Genomic DNA, 18,726 nt, shown 5'->3' on the forward strand with positions numbered 1-18,726 from the left:
CCCAGAAGCCCCGCCCACTTTCGCTGTCCCCGCTCGAACCCCCGTCGGTCCACCACGGTGCAGCGAATCCACTTGACCAGCACCGCGCCATCGTACGGCGCGGAGGATGGCCCGGGTCACGCTCCGGCGTAGTGCACCCGGATCAGCTCGGCGGAATCGTCGTCGGACAGTTCAATCCCGAACTCGCGAACGAGTACGTCGCTCAACTCGTCGACGGACACGTCCCGTTCGTCCGGCCTGCCGCCGGGTCGCGTCACGGTGAGGCGATCGCCCACCAGCGTGCGACGCACGTCCGGAGCGGCCTTCTGGAGCACCGGGCGCCGGATGAACGACGACCTGGAGTGGGTCGACGTGTAGTGGTTCATCACTACGTAGTCGGCGAGAATGCGCTCTTCCAGCGTGTATTCGTAGAGGTCGAACCAGCCGTCCGCGTGCCCGGTCCGCAACACCCGCGCCCCGCCCGCCTCTTGGGCGATCCCGTACCGCCACTCCCCTTGGCACACTTCCACGCCGACCGTCATGGGGATGGGTTCCAGGAGTCCTTCGGCACCGAACCCGACGTCACAGTGCCAGTCCTGACCATCCGCCTCGACCTTCAGGAGCATGTGCGTGACGGCGCGCCGGGAGGAGGCGCCCGCCCGGACCCGGGCGCCGAGTCCGCCGACCGCGAAGCCGATCCGCTCCAGAGCCGCCGCGAACAGCAGGTTCTGCTCGTAGCAGTAGCCGCCCCTGCGCTGCCGCACCAGCTTGTCCTGCAGCGCCGCGAGGTCCAGCGGGACGGGCCGGCCGAGCATCATCTCCAGGTTCTCGAAGGGAATCGCCGCCACATGCGCCCGATGAAGCGCACGCAGTGTTTCGAGGTCGGGCTTCACCTCGCCTTCGTGGCCGATTCTGGTCAGGTAGGCCTCGATATCGAGTTCTTCCCCGTTCCATGTCATAGAGGCAATGATCTACGCGACCGGCGCGCACACCAACCGGATTGCCGGCGCAGTACGTCGGACGTGCCGCGATCGAACGGCCAACCACCGCGGCGACCAGGGAACTTCGGCGATGTCAGTGTTAGGTCGTAGCGTGTCTGTTGGACATGCCTCGTGCATCAGCATCAGCCAGGACTACGAGGAGGGGGAAGTCTGGTGAGCAGTGTCAGCAAGGGGATCCAGAAGGTCGAGGTAGGGCTCAAGTGGGATCCGAGCCCCATCGGCGCGCCACCGCACGATCTGGACATCATCGCCGCGACCTACTCCGCGGACGCCCCGTACGGCCGTCCCGTGTACCTGGTGCACTTCGACAGCCGCTCCCCCGACGGGACGATCACGCTCAACAGGGACAGCAGGACGGGCCAGGGCTTCGGTTTCGACGAGGTGATGACCCTGGAGCTCGACCGGCTGGCTCCCACGTACGCGCGCGTGGTGGTGGGCGTGGCCATACAGCAGGACGAGGACCAGAAGGTGTTCGGCGACATCACGAACACCGCGGTGCGCATCCGCGAGGGGTACACGGACCTCGCGCAGAGCGACCTCACCAGCGTCTCCGGGTGCACGGCTTCGACGATCGCCGAGTTCACCAGGGACGAGTCGGGCGCCTGGTCGTTCCGCGAGATCATCCGGGGGTACGACGCCGACCCGACGTCGTTCGCCACGCTGATGGGCGGCGAGTCCTGAGAACGCGGTGAGGGGGCAGGCGGAGCCCGTAGGCCCCGCCTGCCCCCTCACCGGGCTAGCTCAGCGGATACTGGCGCAGACCACTTGTTCTGGACGTGCGGTATTCGGGGTCCTCGTTGATCAACTCTCCGCATCCCGCTTGCGGGCAGCAACGAAGTCGGTCCAGTCGCGCTTGGCGAAATTTGTCCACCGGACTGCGTTGTCGATGCTGGTGCCAGTGAGATCTGCGAGGACGGATGCCGGCAAGTTCGCAGCGAGAGCCAGACGTGCGGTGTTGCGACCGGCAAGCCCGCTGAGGCCGTACTCCCGGAACTTCAGGCTGAGGTATTCCGCGCGCAAGGGGCGCGCTGGGCTTTGCCCGGGCATGAGCCAGGGCCGTGTGTCAGCAAGCTGGTTCAACCGCCAGCGAGTTGCGGACTGATCTCGCAGGCACCGAACGAGGTGCGCAAGTCTTGGCGGCAGGTGTAGTCGCCGGCCGCTGAGATCAATCTGAAGCGACACCTCGTCGTCGATGATGTCGTCCTTGGTGAGCTGCAGAACCCTTGAGCCCTGGAGTCCGAACAGCAGCATGAGTGCGCCAGCGACCCGCACCCAGAGAGGGAGTTGTTCATCATCGATGCATCGGCGCAACTGACCCACCCGCTCGACGTCTTCGATGAAGGTGACGGGATGGGCTCTGGCGGGCAGCGGGACCCTGAGGTCACCAATGAGGTCGTGCTTACGGGCCCAGACGATGAAGGCCCGGACGTTCTTCCGGGTGCTAGTTCCCTCGTCCAGCCATCGATCGAGGTCAGGCTGCCTGAACTCGGTCAGGGCTATGCCTTGTTGGTCGAGCCAGGCGAGCAGTTCCAGCGCGCGTCGAAGGCGCGAGCGGAGGATACTCTCCGTGCCGCCCTGGACCCGTTTCCCTCCGCGCCGATGATGAGCTTGTCTGAGGCGACGTAAGAGGAACCAATGAGCAAACGGGGCCGCGATCTTCCGGTGGTGCTCAGGGGCGGTAGCCAGCAGTTGTTCGACCCAGACTGGCTGCCGCTCGAGGTACTCGTCACGGAGAGGCAGGACGCCGGCGGTGACCAGGAGTTCGCGGACATAGTGCGTCGCATGCGTGATCGGGAATGCGTCCAGGCGCTCATGGGTGATGGGCTCGCCGGTTGCGGCCAACTCCACGAGCAAGCGAGGGGCTTTGCTGCGGTCGAGCCAACTGAATAGACTGCGCGGTCGTTCGGCCGCGCAGAGCGCCTGCCTCACCAGCTCAAGATCGGGATGAATAGTGCCGTCGTCGGCGCTGAGGAGAGCGGTGAGTCGCTCGGTCAAAACACAACGAGAACAGCATCCTGCCTGGTAAAGGTCTCCACTCCGGCCGCACTTCCGGCACGTGTAGGTCAGATCGACTCCCACGCAGGGACCGCAAAGCGCCTCGCCCGCAAGGTTGAACCCGACAAGCGGACGCCGTTTACCGCAAGCAGAGCAGGAGGCCGGGTGGCAGCGAACGTATTCGTAGCATGTCCGGCAGACCGGTCCCATTGGCCATTCCGCGTGGATCGGCCGTGACCTCGAACAGCGAGAGCACGGTCGGCTGAGCCGAGGTCGGCATCCGTGGCAGATTGGCATTCCAGATGCAATCCGATCGCACGGGCGGAGGCGACCGCAGGTCGCGCAGACTGCTGCCTGCGGCCGGTAGCAATGCGCACATAGATCGGGTTGCTCGCCCCTGGCCCGCTGAAGGATGCGGCTGATACGGCCGCATTGTCCGCAGGCTCTCTCAGACTGTAGGTAGCACCGGCGACAGACCGGTCCCGCGTCAGTGAACGCCTGGGCAGGGGCCTGCTTTCCACAACTGCTGCAGAGCCGGTCCGGCCGAGTGGTGCAGCTCTGGCAGCGCGCGGTGCCATCTGCCAGACGGGCTGCGGGGCGCCGTACTCGACCACACCCGCCGCATTCCTCAGCTACGTCCTTGCCGTAACAGGAGCCGCAGAGCGCGCCCTCCGGTCGGCGGGCGTAGATTCGAGCCACCCGCCGACAACGGCCACAGGCCTCCCGTCGCTGTTTTCCCGAGCAGCTGGAGCAAACGCGGCCCGCCGCCATCCGGTGATCCAGGTGGACTGTGACTTTGCCGCAGTCGGAGCAGGCCGGCGGCACGATGTCAGCGTGCCCCTTGTCGATCAGTGTGTGAGCAAGCCGCACCAAGGCAATGGGGAACTCGGCTCCCGGCTGCTGCAGGGCGTCGGGGTGCTGTCGGAAGTGCTCTTCAAGCAGGTTCCAGGAGCGGCCTCGAATCCGTGCCGCATCGGTGGCCTGGATCGCCTCCTCTGGCGTCAGCTCGCCGACCACCTCTGCCAGGAGTGCGAGCACGATGGCGCGTGCCGCCTCCGCCTTCGTCTCTTTCATGTCAGGTCGGGTCGGCGGATGGTACTGCGTCGGACATGCGGGACGGCAGCGGTGTCGCCCCCACCCGTTTTGCGGACCTCGGCGTTCACGACTTTGATGTCGATCAAGTCGTTAGGGCTGCAGTCGAGAATGTCGCAGAGTGCTGCGAGGGTGTCCATCGACAACCTTTGTGGCGGCTGAGTCACCAGACGGAAGACCTGCTCGCGCGACAGGTGGACGCCGCGTTCAGCCAGCAAGGGCACCAGGTCCGAGGTCTGGAACATGCTCTTCTCTGCCATTCGCAGCCGCAGCTGCCAGGTGATCCCCATCTTCCGGATCACGGTGAGCCCTCCCATAGGTCGGCATGACGCTCCTTCAGTACGCGTTGCAGGAGCCGGTTGCGGTAGTCGTCGGAGACACCGGTGTAGATCGCCGTGGTGCTTGCGTAGGCGTGACCGACCTGGTCCTGGACGAAGCGTTCGGGGTAGTCAAACTCGATCAAGTGCGTCACATAGCTGTGCCGCAAGGAGTGCAAGTCGAGTTCGTCGGGCAAACCCGCTGATCGTCGAGCGGTGTCGAAGGCCTCGTCAAGGCGGCGGGGAGATATCCGCCCCCGCCGCTCGGTGACCCAGAGCGCGGGGTGCTTGGCGGGCTCGAAAGCCGGACGGACTTCGTCGATGTACTGGTTCAGCACGTCCACGACCCAGTCCATCTCCGGGACGGTGAGCACCGTGCGACGCTTGGGCGGCCCTCCCTTGGAAGCCTTGCCATGCCGAACGAATAGTGCGCCAAAGCGCCCGTAGTCCGGTGCCTTCGGATTTCTGCGTAGATCAGCAAGATCCAGGCCACACGCCTCCCGACGACGCAGCCCATAGGCGTAGACGGTCTTGAGGAGCATGGCGTCGCGCAGCGCGGCCAGCGCACCCTTGCGTCCCCGGCGGCGGATCTCCTCCACCCGGGCATCCGCTGCGTCGAACAGTGCCTGCACCTCGTCGTATGTCAGCGGTCGACGACCAGATCGGCCCTCGTACTCGCTGGTGTGCACGATGGTGTTCCACTCGTGCAAGATTTGTACGGGCACCTGCCCGAAGCGGTCTGCGCAGGTGCGCGGCCAGCCATAGCGCGCGTCAGTGGCGTACTCGCAGAAGAGCCGCAGGGCATTCTGATAGTTCCGTGCCGTCGACACAGCGAGCTGCGGGTTCCGTGTCCTGAGGTGATCGAAGAATGCCTCCACCTCCGCTGGCGCCCACTGCCACGGGTACTGGTTGGAGAACTCCGCGAAGCGCCGGACTAGCGACACCCGCGGTTTGATCGTCGCCTCCTCATTCAGGAAGCGAGTGCGCTGCTGGCGAGCCCACCCCTCCAACATGGCCTCAAAGACGGCCGGTTCGGGGTCGAGATGAACGACCCCGTCAGCGAGAACTAGGTGCGCAGCACCAGGCAGATCCACCGCTCGACTCACGTTGCATTCAACGCAACATCGTTGAATTGGTTACTCTCGAGTGCCTGACCAGCAGTCATGAGGCGACCGCCCCAGGCGAGGCGCCTGGCCTGGGGCGGTCGGGGTTACTTCTTCTTGCTCTTGCTCGACGGGGTCTGCGACAGCGCGCTTGCCGCCGCAGACTTCTCCGCCTTGGTCGACTTCGGGTTGGCCAGGACCTTAGCTGCGGCCGAAGCCGCCTTCTTACCTGTCTGTCGCGGATTCTTGGGCATGATCACGTTTCCTTTCGTACCACTTTGCGTTGCAGCTCAGAACGTGATGTCATGCATGCCTGGATGCGGTACAGGACGTCTCGTTCTGGCTGCGGTGATCGTCTGACCCGTCTGAAGGGTCAGACGATCACCAATCCGGCGGCTTTTCCGCCGGAAGTCTCAAAGGTTCGAGTCACCCAGCATCACGTTGGCCATCACTCTCTCGAATCACGCCTGCGATTTCGCTGGCGATCTCCTCGACGGTGTACTGAGCGGTGCTTCTCGCCAACTTGTCGGCCAAGGACGGGCTTTGCGCCATGACCTCGTCTTTGGTGATGTTGTGCCAGATGGGCAGCAGGTTCTGTTGCCCCGTCACGTACCTCGTCACCAAGCCGTCAAGTTCGTACTGGGGCCACCCCTTCTCGAAGAAGGGGCGCGAGAGAATTACGATGCCGAACTGACTGTTAGCCAACCCGTGGTCGATCTTGCGGCGGAGGCTGTCGCCGATCCTCAGTTCGAGAACGTCGAGCCACACAGAGATGCCGGCTTCTTGCAAATACCGCGCGAGCGGTCGGGCCACGGCCTCTTTGTCTTCACTGGCATGTGAGATGAAGACATCTCGTACGGGCTCGCCTCGGCCTGCGGAGTAAGGCGGCGGCTCATGCCTAATATCCGCCAGGGAACCAGCGTTGGTCGGGCGGAGCACGGGCAGCGGGGGCGGTTCGACGGAGGCCGAGGACCTCACCTTGCCCTTGAGGCCCATCAGATCAACGGTCACGTACCAGTGGCCGCTGCTCGGAATCGCAAGACGTACTGGAGAGCGTCTTGCCAGCCCACCTACATACCGGTGGTTTCGCCCGCCCTTGTACTTCTGATAGTTGCTGGAGTCCATCAGACGCACATTGGCTGCACTTCCGGACAGGTTGATGACCGCGGTCGCGCCCTTGGACTGCCGACCGAGATCGTGGACTACATAGTCCATGACTTTTCCTCTGTATCACCTTCACGGGGGACCTATAGGCGGTTGCGCTGGATGCAACATTGTTGCGGGCGCTAGAGCGGCGGGTGTATCCCCAGACCAGCCGCTACGCGAGAGGGGCGTCAGCACGAGGCTGACGCCCCTCTCAGCAGGGATTACTTGTCAGGGTGAAGCTTGCCGAGTGTTGTACTCGATGCAATTCCGCCCAGTTTCAGCTGCAGCCGCTGGTCGAGCCGCAGCCCTCGCAGATGTAGCAGGAGCCGGCGCGCTGCATCTTCGTCCCGCAGGAGAAGCACAGCGGTGCGTCCGCCTGGATGCCCAGCTGCATCTCCACGAGCTCGGCGCTGGTGTGCGCCTGCTGCGGAGCGGGCTTCTCGGCCTCGGCCTTCGGCGTGGCGACCGCCTTCAGGGACTCGGTCTGCCGCGGCGCGGACTGGGCCAGGCCCTCGACGTCGAGCTCGGACTCGTCGAGAGACGGCTCGTACGAACCGGTCTCCAGGTGACGCTGACGCTCCTCGGCCGAGTGGATGCCGAGCGCGGACCGGGTCTCGAAGGGCAGGAAGTCGAGCGCCAGGCGGCGGAAGATGTAGTCGACGATCGACTGCGCCATCCGCACGTCCGGGTCGTCCGTCATGCCGGCCGGCTCGAAGCGCATGTTCGTGAACTTCGAGACGTACGTCTCCAGCGGAACGCCGTACTGCAGACCCACGGAGACGGCGATCGAGAAGGCGTCCATCATGCCCGCGAGGGTCGAGCCCTGCTTGGACATCTTCAGGAAGACCTCGCCGAGACCGTCGTCCGGGTAGGAGTTGGCGGTCATGTAGCCCTCGGCGCCACCCACGGTGAAGGAGGTGGTGATCCCCGGACGGCCCTTGGGAAGGCGCTTGCGGACGGGGCGGTACTCGACCACCTTCTCGACCGCGGCACGGATCGTGTCCTCGGTCTTCTCGGTGATCTCCGCCTTCTCGTCGTCCTTCTTCTTGGCGGAGAGCGGCTGGCCGACCTTGCAGTTGTCGCGGTAGATCGCGAGCGCCTTGACGCCCAGCTTCCAGGCCTCGAAGTAGACCTCTTCGACGTCCTCGACCGTGGCGGTCTCGGGCAGGTTGACCGTCTTGGAGAGCGCGCCGGAGATCCACGGCTGGATGGCCGCCATCATGCGGACGTGACCCATCGCGGAGATGGAACGCTCGCCCATCGCGCAGTCGAAGACCTCGTAGTGCTCGGTCTTCAGACCGGGGGCGTCGATCACATTGCCGTGGTCGGCGATGTGGGCGACGATCGCCTCGATCTGCTCCTCCTGGTAGCCCAGGCGACGCAGGGCCTGCGGCACGGTGCCGTTGACGATCTGCATCGAGCCGCCGCCGACGAGCTTCTTGAACTTGACCAGGGCGAGGTCGGGCTCAAGGCCGGTGGTGTCGCAGGACATCGCGAGACCGATGGTGCCGGTCGGGGCGATGACCGAGGCCTGGGAGTTACGGAAACCGTTCTTCTCACCGAGGCGGACGACGTCCTGCCAGGCCTCCGTGGCGGCGGCCCAGATCGGGGTGTCCAGGTCGTCCATGCGGACGGCCACGGCGTTGGCGTCGGCATGCTGCTTCATGACGCGCTTGTGCGGCGTGGCGTTCTTGGCGTAGCCGTCGTAGGGGCCGACGACCGCGGCGAGCTCGGCGGAGCGCTTGTACGACCGACCCGTCATCAGCGACGTGATGGCACCGGCGAGGGCGCGGCCGCCGTCGGAGTCGTACGCGTGACCGGTGGCCATCAGCAGGGCGCCGAGGTTGGCGTAGCCGATGCCCAGCTGGCGGAAGGCTCGGGTGTTCTCGCCGATCTTCTGCGTCGGGAAGTCCGCGAAGCAGATCGAGATGTCCATCGCGGTGATGACCAGCTCGACGACCTTGGCGAAGCGCTCGGCGTCGAAGGACTGCGTGCCCTTGCCGTCGTCCTTCAGGAACTTCATCAGGTTCAGCGAGGCGAGGTTGCAGGACGTGTTGTCCAGGTGCATGTACTCGCTGCACGGGTTCGAGCCGTTGATCCGGCCGGACTCCGGGCAGGTGTGCCAGGCGTTGATGGTGTCGTCGTACTGGATGCCGGGGTCGGCACAGGCCCAGGCGGCCTCGGCCATCTTGCGGAAGAGCGACTTGGCGTCGACCTCCTCGATGACGTCGCCCGTCATGCGGGACGTCAGGCCGAACTTGCCGCCCTCCTCGACCGCCTTCATGAACGTGTCGTTCACACGGACCGAGTTGTTGGCGTTCTGGTACTGGACGGACGTGATGTCGTCGCCGCCCAGGTCCATGTCGAAGCCCGCGTCACGCAGCGCGCGGATCTTCTCCTCTTCCTTCACCTTGGTCTCGATGAAGCCCTCGATGTCGGGGTGGTCGACGTCGAGGATGACCATCTTGGCCGCGCGACGCGTGGCGCCGCCCGACTTGATCGTTCCTGCGGAGGCGTCGGCACCGCGCATGAAGGAGACCGGACCCGAGGCGTTGCCGCCCGAGGACAGGAGTTCCTTGGAGGAACGGATGCGGGAGAGGTTCAGGCCGGCGCCGGAGCCGCCCTTGAAGATCATGCCCTCTTCCTTGTACCAGTCGAGAATCGACTCCATGGAGTCGTCGACGGCCAGGATGAAGCAGGCGGAGACCTGCTGCGGCTGGGGCGTACCGACGTTGAACCAGACCGGCGAGTTAAAGCTGAAGATCTGGTGCAGGAGGGCGTACGCCAGCTCGTGCTCGAAGATCTCGGCATCCGCGGGCGAGGCGAAGTAGCTGTAGTCCTCGCCGGCCTTGCGGTACGTCTTCACGATGCGGTCGATCAGCTGCTTGAGCCCGGTCTCGCGCTGCGGGGTGCCAACGGCCCCGCGGAAGTACTTGCTGGTGACGATGTTGACCGCGTTCACCGACCAGAAGTCGGGGAACTCGACGCCACGCTGCTCGAAGTTGACCGAGCCGTCGCGCCAGTTGGTCATGACGACGTCTCGGCGCTCCCAGACCACCTCGTCGTACGGATGCACGCCGGGCGTCGTATGGATGCGCTCGATACGCAGACCCTTGCTGGCCTTGGATCCCTTGGCTCGGGAACCTCGTGCCGGGCCGCTCGTCGTCTCGGTCATGCCGCCTCCCTGTAACAGGCTAAAACGCCCTGAAGTGCCACGTTCTTCCCGTGGCACGGTGCGTGTCTTGTGCTGCGGATTCCGCAAAGGTCACCCGCAACAGGTCTGGTTCGCCGGCGTCGGCCGGCGGGCCGGTCAGTCCGCGGCGGTGGCGGGCACGGGGACTTCGACAGTCCCTCCGGGCCCGCAGTTCACGCCTCGCTCGCCGCCGGCATCCTGCGACTCAACGTCGAGCCGCTGGTCCCTCAGCTCCCCGATGGCAGCCTCGAAGTCCTCGAGTGAATCGAACGCCCGGTACACGGACGCGAAGCGCAGGTAGGCCACGAGGTCCAGCTCCTGCAGCGGACCCAGTATGGCCAGACCCACGTCATGGGTGGTCAGTTCGGCGCTACCGGTGGCGCGCACCGCCTCTTCGACCCGCTGGCCGAGCTGCGCGAGGGCGTCCTCGGTCACCGGCCGCCCCTGGCACGCCTTGCGTACGCCGTTGATGACCTTCGTACGACTGAAGGGCTCGGTCACGCCGCTGCGCTTGACCACCATCAGCGAACACGTCTCCACGGTCGTGAAACGACGGGAGCAATCGGGACACTGACGGCGCCTGCGGATCGACGTGCCGTCATCCGTGGTGCGACTGTCGACTACGCGGCTGTCGGGGTGCCTGCAGAAGGGGCAGTGCATGGAACTCCCAACCCTCCTTCACGGCACGACTTATAGGCCTCAACGGGCCCATGAGGCCCTCGAAGCAGCCCCAAGCATAGGCGATGCCCGAGCTCCTGAAGGACCAGGGACCACAACTTCTGGGCTGCGGTGGCAATCCAACCACTAGATCTGGGGTTTGGCCGTAAATTCGGCACCATCGCGTGTCGCGCAGGCACGACCGCTCACAGGCAGTCGGGCGCGCGGTACACGCCGCACGAAGAGGGGGCCGGTGCCGGATTGACGGAGCACCGAGTGGCAGTATGGGAACCCCGCTGAGGGAGTCACGACCCCGGCGGTGAAGCGTACCGTAATGAACCGAAATGCCATTCGGCCCGAACGTTAGCCATACACCCAGACACATGATCGCGGCAGGTAATCTGCGATTTTTCACTCGAACGTGTGTTTGGCGCAACCTTTCGAAAGCAACTACCGTTGGCTAACTAGGGAGAACATCTCGAGAGGGGCCGACCGACGTGACCACCACCGCAGACAGTGCCACCATCACTGCCCAGGACCGCTCACAGAGCCGACTCGAGCCGGTGCATGCCATGAATGACGCAGCCACGAACCAGGAGGGCCCCAAGCCCACACGCTCCCTGCCGGGCCGACCTCCAGGAATCCGCGCCGACAGCTCGGGGCTCACCGACCGGCAGCGCCGTGTCATCGAGGTCATCAGGGACTCCGTGCAACGACGTGGCTACCCGCCGTCGATGCGCGAGATCGGGCAGGCGGTCGGCCTCTCGAGCACCTCCTCGGTCGCCCATCAGCTGATGGCTCTGGAGCGCAAGGGCTTCCTGCGCCGCGATCCGCACCGTCCGCGCGCGTACGAGGTACGGGGCTCGGACCAGCCGAGCAGCCAGCCCACCGACACGGCAGGCAAGCCCGCCGCCTCGTACGTCCCGCTCGTCGGCCGCATCGCGGCAGGCGGCCCGATCCTCGCCGAAGAGTCGGTCGAGGACGTCTTCCCGCTCCCCCGGCAGCTCGTCGGCGACGGCGAGCTCTTCGTCCTGAAGGTCGTCGGCGACTCGATGATCGAGGCCGCGATCTGTGACGGCGACTGGGTCACGGTCCGCCGCCAGCCGGTCGCCGAGAACGGGGACATCGTCGCCGCCATGCTCGACGGCGAGGCGACGGTCAAGCGGTTCAAGCGCGAGGACGGGCACGTGTGGCTGCTGCCTCACAACTCCGCGTACCAGCCGATCCCCGGTGACGAGGCCACGATCCTCGGCAAGGTGGTGGCGGTGCTGCGACGGGTGTGAGCCTGTGCCCCTGACCGGGCCCCGGGACCAACTGCGCCGGTCCCGGGGCCCTGCTGCGTCTGCGGGCGGTGCTCGAACTAGGCCTCGTCGTCCTCGTCGGAGTCGCCAGGGGCGTCAGCCTTCGCCTTGGCCGCCGCGTCGATCGCGGCGAGCGAGCGGCGGGCCTGATTACGGTCCGTCGTGTACCAGAAGTCGGGCAGCGAGGCCCGCAGATAGCTGCCGTAGCGCGCGGTGGCCAGGCGGGGGTCCAGGACGGCGACCACGCCGCGGTCCCCGGAGGCGCGCACCAGCCGCCCCGCACCCTGCGCCATGAGCAGTGCCGCGTGTGTCGCGGCGACCGCCATGAAGCCATTGCCGCCGCCGTCGTCCACCGCCTTCTGGCGGGCGCTCATCAGCGGGTCGTCGGGACGGGGGAACGGGATCTTGTCCATGACCACCAGCTGGCAGCTGGCACCCGGCACATCGACGCCCTGCCACAGCGACAGCGTGCCGAAGAGGCAGGTCTTCGTGTCCGCCGCGAAGTTCTTGATCAGCTCGCCCAGCGTCTCCTCGCCCTGCAGCAGGATGGGCATGTCGAGCCGGCCTCGCAGCTCCTCGGCCGCGTTCTGCGCCGCACGCATGGAGGAGAACAGGCCGAGGGTGCGACCGCCCGCCGCCTCGATCAGCTCGGCCAGTTCGTCGATCATGTCGCTGCGCGTGCCCTCACGGCCCGGACGGGCCAGGTGCTGGGCGACGTACAGGATTCCCTGCTTGCGGTAGTCGAAGGGGGAGCCGACGTCGAGGCCCTTCCAGGCCGGGGCGTCCTCGGACTGCGTGCCTTCTGGGGCCAGGCCCAGCGACGCTCCCACTCCGTTGAAATCGCCGCCGAGCTTGAGGGTGGCGGAGGTGAGGACCACGGAACGGTCGCTGAAGAGCTTCTCCCTCAGGAGGCCCGAGACGGACATCGGCGCCACCCGGAGCGAGGCCCCGAAGCGCTCATGCCGCTCGTACCAGACGACGTCGTACTCGGAGCCGTTCGTGATGCGCTCCGCCACGTCGTGGATCGACTCGACGGCGGCGAGGGCCTGCTTGCGTACGGCGTCCTCGTCCTGGACGGACTTGTCCCGGGTGGTGCCGAGCGCCGAGATGACCGTGCGGGCGGCGTCCCGCAGGGCCATCAGTGCGTACCCGAGGTCCTCCGGGATCTCCTCGAGGCGACCGGGCAGGGCCAGCTCCATCAGCCGCTCAAAGCCTTCGGAGGCGGTCTGGAGCTGGTCGGCGGCCTTCTCGTTGACCAGCTTGGCCGACCGGCGCACCGCGCGGTTGACCTGGCCGGGAGTGAGCTCACCGGTGGCCACGCCGGTGACGCGCGAGACGAGTTCATGCGCCTCGTCCACGATCAGCACTTCGTGCTGGGGAAGGACGGGGGCGCCCTCGATGGCGTCGATCGCCAGCAGGGCGTGGTTGGTGACGACGACCTCGGAGAGCTTGGCCCGCTCGCGCGCCGCCTCGGCGAAACACTCCGCTCCGTAGGCACACTTCGACGCTCCGAGGCACTCCCTGGAGGAGACGGAGACCTGGGACCAGGCCCGGTCGGAGACACCGGGAGTGAGGTCGTCCCGGTCGCCGGTCTCGGTCTCGTCCGCCCAATCGCGCATCCGCAGCAGGTCCTGGCCCAGCTTGCTGGTGGGGGCCGCGGCCTCGAACTGGTCGAAGAGACCGTCTTCCTCTTCCTGCGGAACGCCTTCGTGGAGGCGGTGCAGGCACAAATAGTTGGAACGGCCCTTCAGCATCGCGAACTGGGGCCGACGGCGCAGCAGGGGATGCAGCGCGTCCACCGTCCGCGGCAGATCCCTTTCAACGAGCTGGCGCTGCAGCGCCAGGGTGGCCGTCGCGACCACCACCCGCTCCCCGTGCGCGAGCGCGGGCACCAGATAGCCGAGGGACTTGCCCGTGCCGGTGCCGGCCTGGACCAGCAGGTGGGAACCGTCGTCGATCGCCTCGGCGACGGTCTCGGCCATGGTGACCTGGCCAGGCCGCTCCGTGCCGCCGACAGCGGTGACGGCGGCGTGCAGGAGCTCGGGGAGGGAGGGCTTCGTCATAGCGCGTCCAGCCTACGGGGCCCCACTGACAACACCACGATCACGGCTGGCGCAGAGGGTTGGGCACGGTGCCGTGCACGGCGGCGTGCGGGCGCTGCGGGCGGTCCCGGTACCCGTCGAGGTGGAGCCGGTTCCGGTTGAGACACAGCCGCTCGATTCGTGGGGTGAGCAGGTCGAACATCTCGTACCGCTCCTTGAGCTCCGGAGCACGTGCCTGGTGGCGCAGGATCTCCGCCCGGACCGCGGACCAGAAGGCGGCCTCCGAGATCCCCAGCTGTTCCTGGCACAGCGGGGCGAGGTAGCGGAAGACGCCCACGAAGAGGCCGGAGTGGATGAACTGGGTGAGGAACCCAGGGGGCTCGGTGAGCAGGACCTCGCGGACGTCGTCCGGCATCGACGCATGCTCCGGCAGGGGCCTGGCGCTGACGTTGACGTCGTCGACGAAGTCCTTCACCGCGAGCCGGACCGGTACGTCCTTGTCGTCGAAGACGACGATGGCGTTCTCCCCGTGAGGGGAGAACACGGTGCCGTACCGGTAGAGGAAATGCAGGAGTGACGGCAGCAGGGCAGAGAAGAGATGGCGGAGCCAGACATCGGGGGGCAGCCCCGAGCGGGCGACCAGCTCCGCGACGAAGGCTCTGCCGTTCGGGTCGGTGTGCAGCAGCGAAGCGAGCGTTCGGGCGCGCTCACCGGGGGCGAGATGCCGGGTGATCGGTTCGCGCCAGATGACGCCCAGGAGTTCCTTGTACTGGTACGGGACTTCGGGAAGACCGTCGTACAGAGGGTGTTCCACCGTCACGGACGCGACCTCACCGAGCAGGATCACCCGGCATTCGTCCCGCAGGAAGGGGTCGGCGTCACGCAAGGCCTGCATCCACGCGGTGACCGCGGGGGCGGCGAGGGTGCGCCCGGTGGGCAGGCCCCGCCACACCAGGGTGTTGAGCACCGACAGCGGGAGCTTGACGGTGTGGCGGTCGGGGCGGGACGTGTTCAGGAACGTACGAATGGACTGCTGGGGCAGTCGTACGTCGCCGTCGGTGGGGAGGGGGACGATCGCGCCCGCGGCGACCGAAGGGGCGAAGAGCGGTAGCACGACGTCGTCCCACTGCCACGGATGCACCGGCAGGTAGAGGTACGTCTGCGGGTTGAGGCCTCGCGCCCTGAGTATGTTCGCGAAGGACTCCCTTGTGGCCGGAGCGAGTTCACGGTCGTAGAGGCGCTCAGCTGTGTCCAGGCCGGCGACGCCCCGGTACGCGGCGAGATCGGTGTGGACCGCGATCCAGGGAAGCGGCCCGGCGTGGCGGGCCTCGGGCGCCCAGCGGGCGGTGTCGCTCGCGGAGAAGCCGATGCGGCCCTTGTTGAGGACGAGCCAGGGGTGGCCGGTCTGGTGCCCTTCGAGTTCCGCGTAGCCGAGTTCGGCGAGCTGGGCCGCGGTGAACGCCGTCCGGTCGAGCCGGGCGTCGGCGGCGAGCGTGACCGTCAGCTCGCGGATGAGGTGGCCGAGGGTCGCGCCGTCGATCCCGAGGGTCCGGCGGGACTCGACGAGGAAGCGGAGGGGGTCGCCGAAGGGACGTGGCGGTCCGTCGCCCTCGGCCAGGGTCAGGCTGGCCGGATCGACGTGCCAACTGCCGTACGAGCCGCGGCGGGCACGGAAGGTGAGGTGGGCGGCCGGTGGGCGGCCGTGGCCCTCGGCCGCGGCCCCGCGCTCGCCCTCGGTCCCCGCCTCGCCACTTTCCTCTCCCTCTCTCTCGGCGGCTGGTCCGTCCAGGCGGAGGCTGTATCTGTCCGCGTCGCCGGGGCCGACGGGGACAGGCTCGATGATCTCCTCATAGGCGAACTCGCCGATCATTTTGGCGAGCAGGCGGCGGCCGCCCCACACCCACCTGTCCTGGGTGAGTTCGGGCGGGTCGTAGAGGGCGGACGGCTCGCGGGACGTCGGGGTGATGGACGGCGGAGGGGCGGTCGTCGGAGGTAGGGACGTCGGGGGGAAGGACGGATTCGGCACGGGGCCTCCTCGAGGAGGGAACCGGATCAGGTCGGGCGGTGTACTAAGAGTGAGCGGGTCAGAGCACTGCGCGCAGGGCCCGGTCACGGACCATGAGCGCCGCTCGCTTGTCGGGGAGATCCACCTCGGCGGCAAAGCGGAAACCGGCGCTCAGAAAGGCAGAGACGGAGGGGGTGTTGCGCAGGTCGGGTTCCGCGATGACGCGTGCACACGAGGCGCGATGGTCGAGCACAAGATCGGCGACGGCTCTCAGAAGGACGGTGCCGAGCCCTCGGCCGCGGTCGGCGACACCGCCGATGAGGAGGTGAACACCGGTGTCGTGCGGGCGGGCCGGATAGTGACGGGCCAAGGCGTCGAGATCCGCGCGGTAGACCTCCCAGTAGCTCATCGGCGTGCCCTCCAGGACGCCGAGACAAGGAACGCTGCGTCCGTCGCCGTCCAATTGGCGGCGCAGATGGGCCTCCGTGACGGCATCGGAGCCGGCCAGCTCCCAGAACGCGGCCACGGCGGGGTCGTTCATCCACCGGCTGATGAGAGGGAGATCGCGTTCGATGCGTACGGGGACGAGTTGAAAGACACCGGCGTCGGTGGTCGCGGGGCCCCAGTCACCGACGCCGTCGAGCAGGTCCTCGACCGGCGACGCGGCCGGCTGCGTCGGGGCGCGGTCCGCGGTGCGCGCATCGGTACCGATGCGCGCGGCGTGCGCGGCGCCCTCACCACTCGCGGCGAGCAGCGCGATGAGCTCGTCCGGGAGGCGCAGATCCAGGGTGTCTTGGCCGTCGGCCCGGTCGGCGGTGACCGACTCGACGGCGGAGCCGGTGGCGCAGTCGGTCGCGGATTCCGTTCCGGCGTCGGTGCTCGCGTCGGTGCTCGCGTCAGTGGGAGGCACGGCGTCGCTCCTCTCAGAGAGGGTGGGGCATGTTCCTCAGGAATGCAGGGGGTTGGCGATGGTGACGTAGACGGACTGGGTGTCGACGGGGCCCACGAGCTCGTCGAGACCGCGCAGCCGGGTCAGCAGGTTGGCCTTGCAGCGCAGTACGGGTGAGTCGAGGAGCAGGGCGGGCAGCGGGGTGCGCAGCGGGTCGCTTCCGGAGGCGGCCTCGCCGAGGAAGCGGCGGAACGCGGCGAGCAACAGGCCCTCGTCGGCGAGTCGTTGGGCGCCGAGGGCTCCGATGAGGCCGAGGACGTTGTTGATGCCGAGGTAGTAGGCGAAGCGCTCGTCCGTTACCTCGTCGGAGACGAACGTGTCGCTGTGCTCACCGATGCCGGGGAGCCGCTGGTCGAGCTCGGTGCGGCGGGACTCGCGGAAGTAGTAGCCCTGGTTGTCGCGGTATCGGCCGCCCACGGGCCAGCCGTCCGAGTCAAGCAGCAGGAGCGTGTTCTGCTGGTGGGCCTCCAGGGCGACACCGGCCTCGCTGTCCAGCCAGAGCACGGGGCGTACGACGTTCTCCAGGTAGCGCAGGAACCACTCCGTGGCGACCGCTCCTCGGGGGCGGCCCGTCCGTCCGGCGAGGCGGGTGACGAGCTCGCCGAGCCGGGAGCGCATCGGGGGGCGGTCCTGCCCGGTGGCCTGCGGCGACGGCCTGGGTGATACGAGGCCGGCGATGCAGGTGGCGTCGTCGCCGGGGCCGAAGGGGTTGTGCCGGATCATGACGTCGAGTCCGGTGACGGGCGTGCCGTCGGAGTCGGTCACGGCGAGCCACGCCGGATCGCGGATCACGTCGAAGCCGGGGTGGGCCGCCTGCCACTGCTCGGAGAGGCCGCTGCGCAGAAGCCGGTGGACTTCGACGCCGCGGTGGAGTTCCTTGCGGAGGTTCTCACGACGGGAGTTGGTGATGCGCAGGCCGAGCGAGAGCTTCAGCATCGCGGCGGCGCCGGAGCGGTAGAGGGTGCGAACGGAGGAGGTGGGGTACCACGGTGCGCCGTGCGGTCCGAGGTCCTGGAGCAGTCCGGCTTCCAGGAGCGCGGCGGTCGCGGGGCGGTGCCTGAGCTCGCGCATCTGCCACGGGTGCAGGGGCAGGGCGGCCCGTCCGTCCGGCAGCGGCAGGTCCGGGCCCGCGAGGCGGGCGGTGAGCTGCTGGGCCGGGAGGGTGCGGCCGCGCTCCGTCCAGGCCGAGTCCGCGGCGAGCACGGAGGGGTGGACGGCGAGCCAGTGCAGCGCGAAGGCGCCGCGCAACTCGGGTGAGTAGAGCCGGGATTCGGTGTCGGAGAGTCCCTCGCGGCTCTTCGGAGTGGGGTGCAGCGGGTGGCCGAGGAGCAGGGACTGTTCGGCTGCGAGAAAGCGGTCGGGCTCGTCACCGGGGTTGTTGCGGTGTTCGGCGATGAAGGTGGCGGTGCGCCGTACGGAGTCGGCGACACGGCCGACGAGGTCTCCACCGCTGGTGCCGCTGACGTCGCCGGGATCACGTACGTCGTCGGGGCCGGGGCCGGTGCCGGGGAGGGCCTCCTCTCCGGTGACGGCGTCCTCGGCATGGCTGGTCTCGCGGCCGAGGAGGGCGGCGACGGTGACGGCGTCGGCCGGGGGCGCACTCTGGGGGCCGTCTTCCAGGTACGGGAGGCCGAAGCGGTGCCAGCCTGTCGCCGACCAGTAGTGCACGGGGACAAGGAGTGCCGTGCCGCTGGCTTCGAGAGGGATGCGCAGGGCGCCGTGCTCAGGAGCGGGGAGGTCGTTCTCGCGGACCCAGCAGCGCAAGAGGTTCTCGATGGCCGCGACCTGCGCCGCCGTATGCGGATCGGGGTGCTCCAGCAGGTCGGCGGTCGCGCCGTGCAGGTTCTCGGCCTGCCTGCTTCTCTTCTGCCTGGGGACCGTGCCGTGCTCTGCCACCAGCGAATATTGCGTACCGCACGCGCCTGGGGCTGTCGCTTATACACATC

General features: G+C 67.5%; 14 protein-coding genes and 1 pseudogene. 2 read left to right on the forward strand and 13 right to left on the reverse strand.

The window, feature by feature from the left end:
- Positions 1–83, reverse strand: a pseudogene (locus tag E2651_RS27820) (DUF4937 domain-containing protein); the annotation flags it as partial.
- Positions 84–116: 33 nt separating this feature from the next.
- Positions 117–938, reverse strand: coding sequence for an arylamine N-acetyltransferase (locus E2651_RS27825; protein WP_135333987.1), 822 nt, complete (start codon positions 936–938; stop codon positions 117–119).
- 195 nt (positions 939–1,133) lie between these two features.
- On the opposite strand from E2651_RS27825, the gene E2651_RS27830 reads away from it, so the two are divergent.
- The gene (locus tag E2651_RS27830) at positions 1,134–1,661 is read left to right on the forward strand and encodes a TerD family protein (protein WP_135333988.1); all 528 of its coding nucleotides are present in this window, start codon (positions 1,134–1,136) and stop codon (positions 1,659–1,661) included.
- 120 nt (positions 1,662–1,781) lie between these two features.
- On the opposite strand, the gene E2651_RS45525 is transcribed toward E2651_RS27830, so the two are convergent.
- The 7 genes from E2651_RS45525 to nrdR form a co-directional block, all read right to left on the reverse strand.
- Positions 1,782–2,975 carry a hypothetical protein gene (locus E2651_RS45525; RefSeq protein ID WP_245239278.1) on the reverse strand — a complete coding sequence of 398 codons (1,194 nt, stop codon included), beginning with the start codon at positions 2,973–2,975 and terminating at the stop codon, positions 1,782–1,784.
- A 1,070-nt stretch (positions 2,976–4,045) separates the two neighbouring features.
- A complete protein-coding gene (locus E2651_RS27840) occupies positions 4,046–4,369 on the reverse strand; it encodes a helix-turn-helix transcriptional regulator (protein ID WP_135333998.1) in 324 nt (107 codons plus the stop codon).
- On the reverse strand, positions 4,366–5,490 hold the full coding sequence (locus tag E2651_RS27845) for a tyrosine-type recombinase/integrase (protein ID WP_135333990.1): 1,125 nt from the start codon (positions 5,488–5,490) through the stop codon (positions 4,366–4,368). Before E2651_RS27845 ends, E2651_RS27840 begins: the two co-directional genes overlap by 4 nt.
- Positions 5,491–5,594: 104 nt before the next feature.
- Positions 5,595–5,741 carry a hypothetical protein gene (locus tag E2651_RS44175; protein ID WP_167828909.1) on the reverse strand — a complete coding sequence of 49 codons (147 nt, stop codon included), beginning with the start codon at positions 5,739–5,741 and terminating at the stop codon, positions 5,595–5,597.
- A gap of 172 nt (positions 5,742–5,913) precedes the next feature.
- The gene (locus tag E2651_RS27850; protein WP_135333991.1) at positions 5,914–6,702 is read right to left on the reverse strand and encodes a DUF1883 domain-containing protein; all 789 of its coding nucleotides are present in this window, start codon (positions 6,700–6,702) and stop codon (positions 5,914–5,916) included.
- 208 nt (positions 6,703–6,910) lie between these two features.
- The gene (locus tag E2651_RS27855; RefSeq protein WP_135333992.1) at positions 6,911–9,808 is read right to left on the reverse strand and encodes a vitamin B12-dependent ribonucleotide reductase; all 2,898 of its coding nucleotides are present in this window, start codon (positions 9,806–9,808) and stop codon (positions 6,911–6,913) included.
- A 135-nt stretch (positions 9,809–9,943) separates the two neighbouring features.
- Positions 9,944–10,486, reverse strand: coding sequence for a transcriptional regulator NrdR (gene nrdR, locus E2651_RS27860; RefSeq protein ID WP_135333993.1), 543 nt, complete (start codon positions 10,484–10,486; stop codon positions 9,944–9,946).
- 494 nt (positions 10,487–10,980) lie between these two features.
- Here nrdR and lexA point away from each other — a divergent pair, with 494 nt between their 5' ends.
- Positions 10,981–11,766: a transcriptional repressor LexA gene (lexA, locus tag E2651_RS27865; RefSeq protein WP_135333994.1), complete on the forward strand. Its 786-nt coding sequence runs from the start codon at positions 10,981–10,983 to the stop codon at positions 11,764–11,766.
- 77 nt (positions 11,767–11,843) lie between these two features.
- On the opposite strand, the gene E2651_RS27870 is transcribed toward lexA, so the two are convergent.
- The 4 genes from E2651_RS27870 to E2651_RS27885 all read right to left on the reverse strand — a co-directional run bounded on the left by E2651_RS27870 (position 11,844) and on the right by E2651_RS27885 (position 18,622).
- Positions 11,844–13,847 carry an ATP-dependent DNA helicase gene (locus E2651_RS27870; RefSeq protein WP_135333995.1) on the reverse strand — a complete coding sequence of 668 codons (2,004 nt, stop codon included), beginning with the start codon at positions 13,845–13,847 and terminating at the stop codon, positions 11,844–11,846.
- 40 nt (positions 13,848–13,887) lie between these two features.
- Positions 13,888–15,792 (reverse strand): IucA/IucC family siderophore biosynthesis protein, encoded by a 1,905-nt coding sequence (locus tag E2651_RS27875; RefSeq protein WP_135333999.1) that lies wholly within the window; start codon positions 15,790–15,792, stop codon positions 13,888–13,890.
- Positions 15,793–15,910: 118 nt separating this feature from the next.
- Positions 15,911–16,741, reverse strand: coding sequence for a GNAT family N-acetyltransferase (locus E2651_RS27880; RefSeq protein WP_135333996.1), 831 nt, complete (start codon positions 16,739–16,741; stop codon positions 15,911–15,913).
- 36 nt (positions 16,742–16,777) lie between these two features.
- Positions 16,778–18,622, reverse strand: a complete 1,845-nt coding sequence (locus E2651_RS27885; protein ID WP_245239279.1) for an IucA/IucC family protein — start codon at positions 18,620–18,622, stop codon at positions 16,778–16,780.
- Positions 18,623–18,726 lie beyond the last annotated feature (104 nt).

Origin of the sequence: Streptomyces sp. MZ04, assembly GCF_004684775.1 — a bacterium.
In the GTDB taxonomy this organism is placed as follows: Bacteria; Actinomycetota; Actinomycetes; order Streptomycetales; family Streptomycetaceae; genus Streptomyces.